This window comes from Ruegeria sp. AM5, from assembly GCF_056540645.1.
Window position 1 is genome coordinate 26,042 of record NZ_JBQFXC010000010.1, and the last position, 12,433, is coordinate 38,474.

Here is a 12,433-nt window from a genome sequence, read left to right on the forward strand (position 1 = left end):
GTCGGACCTCATGACCGGAGACCCGCGTGCGCAACTGGATCACGGCTATTGTCTTCAGCTTGCTGCCCTTGGCAGGACAGGCGCAGGATACTGGGCTTAGGAGCCTGGAAACCACCGATGCTGGGCGCGAGTGGATGGCAGTTGGTCGGCTGGATATCGACGGCACCGGGTTTTGTACCGGATCGCTGATATCTCCGACTCTGGTACTGACGGCTGCGCATTGTCTGTACGACAAAACCACGAAACAGCGAATTAATCCGGCCCGGATCGAGTTTCTGGCCGGTTGGCGCCTCGGTTCCGCCTCGGCTTATCGCCCGGCGCGTCGAACAGTGGTTCACCCCGACTATGTGTATGAAGGCAATGTTTCTGCAACGCGGGTGCGTCATGATATTGCGCTGATCGAGCTGTGGCAGCCGATCCGCAACACCTCGGTTATTCCTTTCGAAACCGGACGTCGTCCTGCCCGCGGTCAAGAGGTGGGGGTTGTCTCTTACGCGCATGACCGCGCCGAAGCGCCAGCACTGCAGGAAGTCTGTTCCGTCATTGGGAGACAGGCTGGAATTCTGGTTATGTCCTGCAACGTGGATTTCGGGGCATCCGGCGCGCCGATCTTTTCGTTTGACGGCGAGCGGCCACGCATTGTGTCGGTCGTTGCAGCGAAGGCCGAATTGCAGGGTCAACGCGTTGCGCTGGGCACCGCCTTGGATGAATCGCTGGAATTGTTGCGGGCCGAGCTTTCGCAGGGGCGGGGTATGAACGCCACATTGGACAACAACACCAAAAACCTCGGAGCAAAGTTCATTAAGCCATGATGCGTGTTTTTCTAAGTATCACCTTGCTTGTTTCTATTCTCGTAACTGCCGCGCAGGCCCAGACCAGCGGCAAGCGCCGACTGACGGATCGCGATGATCTGTATGGGTGGGAGGCGGTCGGACGTCTGGATATCGGCGAACAGGGCTTTTGCACCGGTACTTTGATCGCAAAGGACATCGTGCTGACAGCGGCGCATTGCGCTGTGAGCAAGGCCACCGGAAAACCCTATGCCCCCGGTGAATTGACCTTTCGCGCCGGTTTGAGCGACGGTCAGGCGCTTGCGGATCGCAAGGTCATCCAGATTGCGACCCATCCCGATTTTGTTGCCAATGCGCCGGTATCGGCGTCACGTGTTCGAATTGATGTGGCTCTAATGCGGCTGGAAGAGCCGATTCCCTATTCGATTGCTGATCCGTTCGCCCTGCACAGCGGCCGCGTTAGCGACAGCGAAATCAGCGTCGCCTCGTATGGTCGCGGTCGGGCCGAGGCGATCACGCGCCAACGCTCTTGCCGCATCCTGCAACGCGGGCAGGGGCTGATCAGCTTTGATTGCGATATTACATTCGGTTCGTCGGGCTCCGCTATTTTAGCAAAAAAAGGCCCGCGTTGGCAGATCCTGTCGGTTGTTTCGGCGGGCGCATCGGATGGTCAACGCAAGATCGGCTACGGGATGGAGCTGTCGGGGATTGTCTCGGAACTCAAGGCGATATTGCGTCGTGACGCGCCCCGACCCACGGCAACAATCCGCAGATTGCAGCCGGGTTCAGCCAAGTCCAGTTCGGGTGCTAAATTCCTCAGCGCGGGCGGGTCTTGAACCCAGTCCTTTTACTTCCCATCTGAGTTTTACCGGATCGCCAAAGCTGGGGTCCGGCATAAATCACCGCCCGTCCATTTCGGAGGGCAATTTCGTGAATCGCTCAAAGATGAGGATACGACATGCGTACATTTGACTTCGCACCACTTCACCGCGCAACCATCGGTTTCGACCAGATTGCAGACATGATGGACCGGGTTTTGACCAATGACGTGGCTCAGCCCAGCTATCCCCCTTATAACATCGAAAAGACCGATGCTGATACCTACCGCATTTCGGTCGCTGTTGCCGGGTTTTCCGAGGCCGATCTGTCGGTTGAGGTAAAGGAAAATTCTCTGGTGGTTTCGGGCAAGAAAGCTTCGGACGAAAAAGAGCGCAGCTACCTGCACCGTGGCATCGCCACCCGTGCGTTCGAGCGCCGCTTTGCTCTGGCCGACCACGTTCGTGTCACCGGCGCGAGCCATGAAAACGGCATGCTGAACATCGATCTGAAGCGCGAAGTGCCAGAAGCGCTGAAACCGCGCCGGATCGAAATTTCGTCTGGCAAGGCCATTGAAAAGGACGTGGTTGACGCCAAAGCCGTGAACTGAGGCTGTTGATCACTTAGCGACAGTCCCGCCTCTCTGGATTGTCGCACCACACGCCCCGCGTTCCTCCAGGCGCGGGGCGAAGTTGTATCCATCGCAACAAGGACTTGGTGGGCAACACGTTTTCACGAAAATCTGGCAATAGTTTAGGTCGTCAGGCTAGTCTCTTCTGGAACACTTCAATGAACTGAATTTTGTTCACTGCCTACAGAGGGAGACGAAATAGATGCGAATGAAATCCGTTTTTGCCGCTATAGTCTGTGCCGTTGTTGCATCGACCACACTGACCGCGACATCAACCCGTGCCAACGATACAGGAGCGCTTATCGCTGGGGTCGCGTTGGGTGTGCTGGGAGCGTCGATCGCCAAACACCATCATAAGCACGGATCAAAATACCAGAAGCACCCGCACGTTTCGCCCGAGGAGAATGCGATCGGGCTTTGTATGCATCGGACCCACACCGCCATGAGCAATCAAGGCTACTATGCCGTCGATTTTGAGCGGACGCTTTCCTATACGACAAATTCTGATGGCATCGATCTGATTGATCTGGAGGTCGCGCGCTCGAAGGACAGCAATGATGCGCGGAGCCACATAAAAGCCCATTGCGCTATTCAAGATGATGCTGTGGTTAATTTCCGCTACTCAAACTACTGAGCTTGCCCTTCGGCAACTTCAACTTAAGAAATCCAAGAGCTTCTATTTTCCCTTCTGAAAACCAGTAGGCAATGTGTCTCGGCCTTGTCTCTGCGTCTATCTTTTTAGCGTCGAGTTTGTCACAGTCTTGGTGATTTGGAGACCCAAGGGGATGTAAATTGCCATAACATTCCCTATGTCATTGGATGATAAGAAGAATAGGGATAGCAGATGTCGAACCAGCAATTCGAAGCATTGATTCAAGAGACGCAACAGAAAGTCCGCGAAAGCCAGTCGCAGATTGAAGGCTTGACCTCACGGATCGAAGCGGCGCGTGCCAAGATCGGAACCGCAGAGGCAGATATCGACATTGAAAATGCCACTTTGGAAGATGTGCACGCCCATACCGAGGTGATGAACGCCAACATCGCTGAGTTGATCATGGGGCTCGACGACGTGACCAACGCGTTTTCCAAGGATTTCGACGAAATGCGTTCGAAAACCGGGTGGGAGTCGTTCGTCGGCATCTTCGCCAAGGCCAAATCCGAGTCCATGCGGCAGGAACGCATGCGCACCGCCAATATTGATGACAAGCTGCAGGACCTGATCGCCAAGTCCGATGTGATCGTAAAATTGCTGGAAGGGCAGTTGTCGGTACTGGAGGAACAGCGCGTCAAGGTCGAAGACAACCTGACTGTCACGCTGGATGACCGTGAGGCGACGGTGGCCGAGTTGGAAGCACTGCGCGCCGAGATTCAGGGTATGGACCCAACAATCATCACGCTGGAAAACAAGATCAGCGTCGAACAGGATGCTGCCGCCCGCACCCAGTTAGAGACTGAATTGGCCGAATTGAACAAGCAATACAACGCCAAGGTTCAGGAAGAGCAGGTCAAGCTGGCCAAATCTCAGACGCTGGAACGCTATATCGAAAAGGGCAAAACCTGGGTCGACTCACTGCAAAACCAGGCGGCGACGCAGATGGTGCTGATCAACAAGCTGCAGACAGACACGCAACAGCGCGTGGTGCTGTATGACGCCCTGACCAAATCGCTGAAAACAGCACAGCAGCAGGACGTGGCCCACCGCATCAACGAGATCGGCGTGCAGACGGATCAAGAAGCGCAAACCGCCATGGCCGCCATCGGCACCGCGACCAACCAGAAGATGGCCGACATGCTTGAGGCGCATGAGGACCACATGGTCTTCGCCCGCGACGTGCTGGAGAAGAAGGCCAAGGCAGACGAACGTTTTGCCCGTCGGTTTGCCTCGATTGTCGAGAAGCATGATAAGAATTTGTATGGCGGATGAAGCGCTTTAGCCGAAAAGACGTAAGGCTGCTAAGGATTGGCCTCCTTCTCGTAGTTTGGCCGATGCCGATTTATGGACTGACTGCCCTTTTGCACAAATTTGGTGTTGAAGGCGGAGCTTACAAACTGCTCGGCTTCTTCACCCTTTACGTCGGGCCGGGCAGCATGATCTTCGGGCTTATCATTTTCGCGTTGTATCTGATCTCAGAAGTTTTTCTCCTGCCTTGGCGGCTCAACCAATGCTGTGGAACCGGTGATAGAAAATCCCCTAATGTCTGACCCCACCCAAGACCATGTCGGCCTGACCGACACCTTTGCCTCGCGCCGCTATTTCCGCAAATTTGAGGTGATCACTGTCCACCTCCTGCGCGTGGCCGCGACGATGGAGGCCGAAGGCGCGATCAGCAAGCAAGAGGTGCGGATCGTATCACGCTACCTCTCGGGGTTGCTCTACACCTTCCGCGCTCTCAGCATGAAATACCTGCTGGTCGGGCGCGATACAGGACGGTTCTTTGGCAGCCTCGCCATGGACAAGCGCGACAGCGGGTTTCCGGTGGCGGCCGAGCTGCTGACCATGGCCAATGACGCGCAGCAGGCGCAGGTGCATCTGGCGAATATGCCCTCGGAAGACGACCTGAAAACCGACATGGTGCGGACGATCATCGGCGATCAGGAGATCCCGACCAAGCTGCAATTCGCGCTGTCCCAAAGGCTCTATTACGAAGAATTGCTGAAAGGTCAGCTGTTCTGGGCCCGCAATGATCCCGAGTGCCACTGGATCGGGAATGAGGGCGACCGGCGCAAGTTCATGATCCACTGGGCGGTCTATGACAGCCAGATCAACCTGCCGGTCATCTATCTGATGCAGTTAGAGGACAGCGGCAAGACGGCATTGCCCAAGGACCAGCGTCGCTGGCCCGAGGTACAGGCACATCTGATGGCGCAGTCGCTTGGCGGGCTAAAACTGGTAACGATCGCGAAAGGCTTTGATCAGGATTTCGACGACCTACACCCCAAACACCTGCGCCGCATCCATGTGGGGCCGATGTACTCTTCGGCCTATACCGAGCAATCCGGCCCTCTGCGGCAGGTGCTGGAGGACGCGCAGTCTCCGCAAGGCCAGGATTGGGCGCTGGCCTGGACCACCGAGGAGCTGGAAAGCGAAGAGGTGATCGAAGAGCGTGCCGGGTGGTTCTCGACCGTCGAGCGCGAGGTTTTTGCACTGGACCCGTTCGGCGGGCAAGGGGCCGAAACTGGGGCTACGCGCACCCAAAGGTCGATCATCCTGCCGCAACGTCCGTTTCAGGTACTGGCTGAACGCAACCCACCGGGCTTTACCGATGTGCGCAAGTTTGTGGTCAGCAAGGCCGGTCAGGTGTTGAGGTATTGAGACCAGAGGCGGGCTGAAGCCCGCCCTACAGAATTTGAGTAGGCCGGGCTTCAGCCCGGCATTGCGAGGAAAAAGATGAGTTTGACGTCAGATCAGATGGAATTGCGCGAAGACGATATTCGCAAGCATTACGCAGCAGCGACCGCCTTGCTGAACGGGTTCGAGCATGCGCCGCGTATCGCCAAACCTGTTGAGGCTGCAGCAGAACGGTCTCCGGGTGTTTCGACGGGGCGTCGGTTCCGGTCTACTACACCGGGGCTGGTGACGCGCCGCGTTGCGCGCGCCGACGGGGTGCATCTGGTCGAACGGATTGAGGCCTCGGATGAGGGCGACACGCTGGTCTCACCGCCTCAGGCCACAACGCAGCAGGCAATCCGCCGTGCAATAGCCATCGCTCTGGCCGTGGCCGAGGCTTATGCGGAGCAGACTCCGCTGGCCGACCTGAAGCGCGCCAACCTTGCCGGAGATCTGCCTGCTGCCCGCAAAACTGAATTCTCGGAATTACTGACCGCCGAAGCGCTGATCACGTCACATGTTCTGGGCAATGCGCTGGCTTACCTGATGTCCTCGCATTTGGGCGAAACCACCGTCGATATCGGCGAGATTGAAGAGGTTCTGACCGACAACGGCCAACTCGCCCTGCATGGCGCGCTGTGGGAGCTGGACCAGACCCTCGCCAAACACGCCCCCGACGACGCCCATCTGATAGCTGCCACCAGCGCCTATGCCGAGCAATTGATGGAAAGAGCCGCCCTGCGCGCCCAGTCCGCAGGCCATCTGGCCCCGTTCCAGAACGCCGCTTGGCATATCGAAGCTGATGACCTGACGATCCGGGGCTTTGAACCGGCCTCCAAGGCGAAATCCACCACCCTGACCATGACGTTCAAGAAACCGAACGAAGTGGTCGGCAACCATATCGCCAAGTATCAGGCCATGAAGCTGGCCAAGATGGTGATGGCCTATGACTTTGAGCGACGCCTGAACCCGTTCGCGGAACTCGGCGGGTTCATCTTCACCTTCATGGGCGACGGCAAACCGGGCACCGGCAAGACCACACTGATCCAGATGATGGCCGGGCTGATCAACGATTATTGCCAGAACGCGGGCTATCCGTTCCGCTACCAGAACCTGAGCACAGACAATATCGACAGCTATCAGGGCAAATCCGGCCAGAACGCCAAGGCCTTTATCAACACGATCATCGACCCCTCGGTCATCGGCTTCGGCACCATCGACGACATCGACCAGCTGGCGGGCAAACGCGGCGACCGGCAGTCCAGCGCGGGCCAATTGGAAATCACCGCCGTGCTGATGGAGAGCTTTGCGGGCGCCAACACCGTCGTGCGCGGCAACTGCACCTTTGGCATGTTCTCGAACTACCCCGAGAATGTGGACGATGCCCTACGTCAGCGGGCGGGCGCGCGTTTCCTGGTGGACGGGCCGCAAACGCGCGAGGATTACATTGACATCCTGCACCTGCTGATGGGCCGCAATCACGACATCCCGCTGGGCGAACACGAAGCCTATGCCGCGCAGGAGATCAAAAAGGCCGTCGCCGCCAGTTTTGAAAGCCACTCCCGTCCACATGAGGATGCCCTGCTGCAGGTCTATGACCGGGTGTCTGGCGAGATCGGCCAGATGGACACGATTGCCAAGCTGGGCACCTACCTCAAGGCGATCCAGCAGGCGGATGAGCGGTTCACCGGCCGTGCGATCAAGAACATCACCGACGCGGTCAAGGTCCGCGCGATGGATTTCGAACTGCCCGACGAGTGGATGGAAAACCCCGACCTGTTCCTGTTCCGCGACTACGACACCAAGAAGGCGATGATCGACGACCTGCGCCAGCCGATCACGGTGGAAATGGTAATCCAGGAGATCAACCGCTACGCCGACAGCGAATTCCGCTATGCCGACAAGAGTGACGAGGTCGCCATCGAAAACGCCGTGCGTGAGATGGGTCGGATGGAAGAGGCCAAGCGGCGGTATCTGGAGGGGAAGGGGTGAATTATTTGATCGCTATAGGTCTGCCTCTTCTACTGAGCACTGTGGTTGCTATTCCAATAGGGTTCCGAGCCTATCGAACATCTCGTGCGGCTAAAGAAAGCGGAAAGAAATGTTTTCTTCCTTTCTTCGTATATGGCGCGGTTTGCGCTGTTCTGGCAATTCTTACCAGCTACACTTTGATGGATTTTTTTGTCGACCGATTTGCCGTGGACGTTGGCAACGCAAATCCCGCAGATGTAATGGTCTATTTTCAGCTACAGTTCTGGTTGATTGCAGTACCCCTTGGTTTCGCGTTCATTTTTGCATTTGCAAAAGGACTGCGAGCATGAGTTTCGAATTCTTGGAGCACAGGTTTCTGTTTGAGAGTGATATCGCGGCGCAGCCGCGACGCGCCCGACCCGGCCCCCAGGGCGGGCGCGTTCCGCACCCACCCTCAGGCCGGGCGCATCGCTACCGTTGCGCGGGAAGGCAATTGTTATGATCCGCCTCATCGAAAAAGGCCTGATGTTCGGCAATCTCATCCACATCTCCAGCCCGGCTCTGGTCGAGCGGTATAACCGCGCGCTGCAGCATCTGACGGGCAAGACTACGGCGTTAACGGATTTCCATGTCGATATCTCGGGCTATTCGCCAGAGGTGGGGATTGAGCTGGAGGATGAGCTCTACCTCAACCCCAACGGGGTTAACCGGCAGTTCATCCTGCTGACGACCGAGCAGAAACGCGCGCCTTTGCTGAACGTCAAATTCTCGACCTCGCGCGATATCCTGCGCGAATTCATCGATATGAACGAGGCGCAACTGTTTGCCTTGACCGCCACCGATGCGGTGGCCGGAGAGCTTGTGAACTCGGTCATCAAACTCACCACCCCGCGCGACCTGTTGAATCTGAGCAAGATCGAGATTGAGGCTGATACCGCAGGCGGCACCTTGCGCAAGGCCCAGCAGCTAGCGGGCATGGTCGAACGCTTCAAAACCGAAGAGGACGCCTGGTTCGACGACGTGCTGATCGCCAAGATGATCGAAACGGCCAAAGAAACCGGCGACGTCACCCGCAACCCGGTCCGCCTGCGCCACACAGCGTTCGAGCAGCGCAATTTCTGGACCGCGCATTTCGGCGGGCTCTACCTGTTCCCGTATATGGATCACCCGGCGGCGATTTGCATGGGCGAAAAGCCCGACGATATGCCGATCAAATACATTTTTGACCCGTCGCAGCGGAACCAGATTGCCAAGTTTCTCGACTACAACGATCTGGTTGAACCCATCGTAAAGGCGCGCGGCGTGGATGCTGCCGCGATCCTGCAACAGAAAATGGACTTTCTGACCATTGCTGCGGCTGCTGACGCAGATGTTGATCTGAGCGGGTTGGATCGCAGCGATATGCGACGACTGGCCCGCAACCACGCGGATCGCCTGCCCGAGGCGTACCACGGCCTCGCACAATTGCTGCGCTGGGCGACCGATGGCGGGCGCTGGCCACGCATCACCTCGGATCATCCCGCTTATTTCTACACATTGCGCGCAGCCGATACGCCGAACCGCGATCTGGTGAATATGCTGTTGACCGAATTGGCTCCGCTGGATCCGCGGCAGATGTTCATCTGCCACAAGGAATTGTTTTATAGTACTTACAGGACCTGGCCCGAGACCAAGAAAGCCTATGTTGCCGACTTCCTTGCCCGCGAGTATCAGGTGGACAAGGCTGGTGCGCGGGCGGCTCTATTTGGTCATGAACCGGATATGTCAGGCAATGACCGGGTCAGCGAAACAGTGATCGCACGGGTCGGCCCTTGGGGCGCGGTCAGGAGAGATTAAGATGTTCGGAGCGATGCGCCTGTTTCTGATCCTGCTGGTGATCCAGACGATTGCCTATTTCGCGCTGTCCTTTTATTCGCGAGGAGTTAGGCGGCGAAAGTTGGAGACGTGGTGGGACGAAAAGGGCAAAACCGGTAACAAAGAAGCGTTTGTTGCGCGTGGTTTGCACGTCTACGACAACTCATTCCGGCGCAAACTGATTTTGGGTGTCTATATTGTACCTTGGGTGGCGATTGGCGCGCTGATCTACATCGTGAATTACATGTGAGGGTTAAGGCATGGCCTATGTGAAATGGGCGTTCATTATCATCTTCTGGGGCACGATCGCCGTGATCTTGCAGTATTCCCTACCGCAGCACGATGTGGTGCGGATCGTCAACACCTACGAGGAACGTCAGGACCTGACGGACTGGACGCGAATCTTCTGGTCCGAGCCTGAAGATCAATCCACCAGCCTGTCAAACCGCGATGTACAGTTCATTCAGGCCGTACGCGCCAACGGGAAGCCGATTGTCTATCGCAACGAAGACACCGGTTGGGGCTGGCCGCCTTATTTCAAGTTCGACACTGCGAACCTTTACACCGAGGCCAACGATGCCAAGTCGACCAAAGATAACCCCGATTGGGTGGTCGTAACGCACTACGGCTGGCGGAATGAATTCATGTCGATTTTTCCCAACGCAATTTTCATCCGGCATGTCGAGGGGCCGGATGTCCGCATCATCCCGTGGTTCAATATTGTCTTCCTGACTTTGTTTGCTGCGCTGGTTTGGGCCATCTGGGTTCGATGGCGGCGGTTTCGGCAAAAGAAGATCGATCCTGTTTTGGAGAACATGGAAGATGGTCTTTACGCCGCTGGTGATGCAATAGATGAAAAGCGCAAGGGCTTTCGCCGCTGGCTGGACAGTTGGAAATCCAAGTAAAACCGTACACCAAAAGGCGCACGCTGTGGTCTGACTGCTCATCTCACGATGAACTCAGCATGAAGCGCCCCGGCAGCCTTGATGGTTTTCAGGATGTCGATCATATCGCGTGGCGACACGCCCAAGGCGTTCAACCCGGCGACCACTTCGGACAAGGTGGTTGCCTCGGGGATTTCAGCAAGCCCCGTTCCTTCTTCCTCTTCGATCCCAGCGTAGGTGCGCGGAACAACGACTGTTTCGCCTCGCGCAAACGGATTTGGCTGAACAGCAATCGGGGCTTCCTCGACTGTGAGGGTCAAGTTGCCCTGCGATACCGCCACGCGTGAAATCCTGACGTCCCGACCCATGACAATTGTGCCCGATCTTTGATCCACCACGACGCGGGCTTTGCTTTCGGGTTCGACCAGAATGTTTTCAATACGTCCAATGGCATGCGCGGTTGATACGGCCCGCGTCGCCTCAATGCTCAACTCCACAGTGCCGGAATCGCGCATGAGTGCGACCGCTCGGTTGAATTCCTTATTGATGGCGGCCTCTATGCGGCTTGCAGTCGTGAAATCCGGTTCTCTCAACGCCAGTCTGAATTGAGTCAAATCAGCAAGCTGAAAATCGATCTCGCGCTCCACACGCGCGCCCGAGGGTATGACGCCCGATGTCGGCACCCCGCTTACAACCGACGCTGCTTCGCCTTCAACCGCAGCGCCTCCGGCTAGCACTGTCCCTTGCGCCACGGCATAAATCTGACCATCTGCTGCATTCAGGGGTGTCATGATCAATGTCCCCCCAAGAAGTCCTTTGGAATCTCCAATGGCAGAGACGGTGACGTCAATCTGACCGCCGACGCGCGCGAAGGGCGGTAGGGTGGCGGTGACCAATACGGCGGCGACGTTCTTGGGGCGAAAATCTTCGCCATTCACGTTTACGCCCAGCCGTTCGAGAATGTTGGACATAATCTCTTCGGTGAACGGAGAATTGCGCAAGCCGTCGCCGGTGCCATTCAGGCCAACCACAAGGCCGTAGCCAACCAGATCATTGCCGCGGACACCGTCGAAATCCACCAGATCTTTCAGGCGTATGGCCCCCGCATTGGCAATGCACGGTAAGACTATCAAAAGGAATACGAGTATCTTCATCTTAAGAAATTCACCAGTGACAGGTTGGCGTTGCGAACGGTCACGGAATACAGACTCTCCAGTTGGAACTGCACGGTTTGCAACTGTGCCGCAGTCTCATAGGGATCTGCAGCGATCAACGCATTGCGCGCATGCTCAGCGCTGGTCTTTGCGGCGGCGTTGCGCGTTGCGGCTTGCTCCACACGCGCCTCAGCCGCGCCGACCTGGGCGCGCAAATTGACCGTCGCATCCTGTGTATTGGCCAGCTCAACACCAAGCTGCGTGAACAATGCGGTTCGTAGATCAGGTGTCCATCCAAGCGCATCATCTGTGGCCAGAGCCGCAACCGCAACATCGCGCAAAGCGTCCTTGAGCGTGGGGTCTGTCGCAGTGATCGGAAGCGTGATCCGCTCGTTCTCGGAAATCTGCATCGGAGCCAAGGTGTCTGTGCCACCTTGATATATCACCGCATCAAATCCGGCGGGGTCGTTGAACCAATCCTCAGCGGCCTGTTGGATATCTGTTAGGGAGGTCAGCCCTATCAATTCGGCCTGCAGCGCTGTCAATAGTGTTTCAGCGGAGGGCAGAGGTGAGACGTCAGTCGATGTTCCAGAATACAGGCTGCGCCCTCCCGCCCGCGTATTCAGGGCTGAGATCATTGTGTCGAGCTCATTTCGTGCCTGAACCGATGCTTGTTCATGTGTCACGGTCTGGTTCGCCGTACCGAATGATAGCAGCGACGCTGACATCTCGGCGACCGAGCCGCTTAGCGTTGTCAGGCTCAATTGCATTGCGTCCGTGAATAGCCGCGCCTCGGCGGTGGCGATGGAAAGCGCGTCCAACCGTTCCAGGCTGCGATCTAGATCCAGTAGGTGCGAGTAATCACCACCCAGACGACCCGAGATATCCTGCACCTTGCCGGTGGACATCTCATACGACAGTGTTTCGATTTGTGATTTGATCTCGGCGCTGCGAGTTCTGAGGGTAAGGCCGCGGGCCAGATCCCCGATCGAATTCAGTGTCAT

At 57.0% G+C, this 12,433-nt stretch carries 14 protein-coding genes; 12 read left to right on the forward strand and 2 right to left on the reverse strand.

Annotated elements, in window-relative coordinates; all coding sequences use genetic code 11:
- Positions 1-26 precede the first annotated feature (26 nt).
- The 12 genes from ACR0AH_RS17715 (at position 27) to ACR0AH_RS17770 (ending at position 10,296) form a co-directional block, all read left to right on the forward strand.
- Entirely contained in the window at positions 27-812 is a 786-nt protein-coding gene (locus ACR0AH_RS17715) for a trypsin-like serine protease (RefSeq protein WP_170395202.1), read from the forward strand.
- Positions 809-1,627, forward strand: coding sequence for a trypsin-like serine peptidase (locus ACR0AH_RS17720; protein ID WP_480562695.1), 819 nt, complete (start codon positions 809-811; stop codon positions 1,625-1,627). Before ACR0AH_RS17715 ends, ACR0AH_RS17720 begins: the two co-directional genes overlap by 4 nt.
- A gap of 122 nt (positions 1,628-1,749) precedes the next feature.
- Positions 1,750-2,217 carry an Hsp20 family protein gene (locus ACR0AH_RS17725; protein ID WP_170395206.1) on the forward strand — a complete coding sequence of 156 codons (468 nt, stop codon included), beginning with the start codon at positions 1,750-1,752 and terminating at the stop codon, positions 2,215-2,217.
- A gap of 223 nt (positions 2,218-2,440) precedes the next feature.
- Positions 2,441-2,872, forward strand: coding sequence for a hypothetical protein (locus ACR0AH_RS17730; protein ID WP_170395209.1), 432 nt, complete (start codon positions 2,441-2,443; stop codon positions 2,870-2,872).
- Positions 2,873-3,082: 210 nt separating this feature from the next.
- Positions 3,083-4,162 carry a coiled-coil domain-containing protein gene (locus ACR0AH_RS17735; protein WP_170423295.1) on the forward strand — a complete coding sequence of 360 codons (1,080 nt, stop codon included), beginning with the start codon at positions 3,083-3,085 and terminating at the stop codon, positions 4,160-4,162.
- A 62-nt stretch (positions 4,163-4,224) separates the two neighbouring features.
- The gene (locus ACR0AH_RS17740; protein WP_480593024.1) at positions 4,225-4,440 is read left to right on the forward strand and encodes a hypothetical protein; all 216 of its coding nucleotides are present in this window, start codon (positions 4,225-4,227) and stop codon (positions 4,438-4,440) included.
- Positions 4,433-5,551, forward strand: a complete 1,119-nt coding sequence (locus ACR0AH_RS17745) for a hypothetical protein (RefSeq protein WP_480593025.1) — start codon at positions 4,433-4,435, stop codon at positions 5,549-5,551. Before ACR0AH_RS17740 ends, ACR0AH_RS17745 begins: the two co-directional genes overlap by 8 nt.
- A gap of 75 nt (positions 5,552-5,626) precedes the next feature.
- On the forward strand, positions 5,627-7,558 hold the full coding sequence (locus tag ACR0AH_RS17750; protein WP_480593027.1) for an AAA family ATPase: 1,932 nt from the start codon (positions 5,627-5,629) through the stop codon (positions 7,556-7,558).
- On the forward strand, positions 7,555-7,887 hold the full coding sequence (locus ACR0AH_RS17755; protein ID WP_480593030.1) for a hypothetical protein: 333 nt from the start codon (positions 7,555-7,557) through the stop codon (positions 7,885-7,887). Before ACR0AH_RS17750 ends, ACR0AH_RS17755 begins: the two co-directional genes overlap by 4 nt.
- 148 nt (positions 7,888-8,035) lie before the next feature.
- Positions 8,036-9,373, forward strand: a complete 1,338-nt coding sequence (locus ACR0AH_RS17760) for a DUF6638 family protein (protein ID WP_480593032.1) — start codon at positions 8,036-8,038, stop codon at positions 9,371-9,373.
- Between the two features lies 1 nt (position 9,374).
- The gene (locus tag ACR0AH_RS17765; protein WP_170395242.1) at positions 9,375-9,641 is read left to right on the forward strand and encodes a hypothetical protein; all 267 of its coding nucleotides are present in this window, start codon (positions 9,375-9,377) and stop codon (positions 9,639-9,641) included.
- Between the two features lie 10 nt (positions 9,642-9,651).
- Positions 9,652-10,296: a DUF1523 family protein gene (locus ACR0AH_RS17770; protein WP_170408694.1), complete on the forward strand. Its 645-nt coding sequence runs from the start codon at positions 9,652-9,654 to the stop codon at positions 10,294-10,296.
- A 38-nt stretch (positions 10,297-10,334) separates the two neighbouring features.
- On the opposite strand, the gene ACR0AH_RS17775 is transcribed toward ACR0AH_RS17770, so the two are convergent.
- Together ACR0AH_RS17775 and ACR0AH_RS17780 are read right to left on the reverse strand one after the other, a co-directional pair.
- Positions 10,335-11,429 carry a flagellar basal body P-ring protein FlgI gene (locus ACR0AH_RS17775; protein WP_170408693.1) on the reverse strand — a complete coding sequence of 365 codons (1,095 nt, stop codon included), beginning with the start codon at positions 11,427-11,429 and terminating at the stop codon, positions 10,335-10,337.
- On the reverse strand, positions 11,426-12,433 hold the full coding sequence (locus ACR0AH_RS17780; protein ID WP_170423309.1) for a flagellin: 1,008 nt from the start codon (positions 12,431-12,433) through the stop codon (positions 11,426-11,428). Before ACR0AH_RS17780 ends, ACR0AH_RS17775 begins: the two co-directional genes overlap by 4 nt.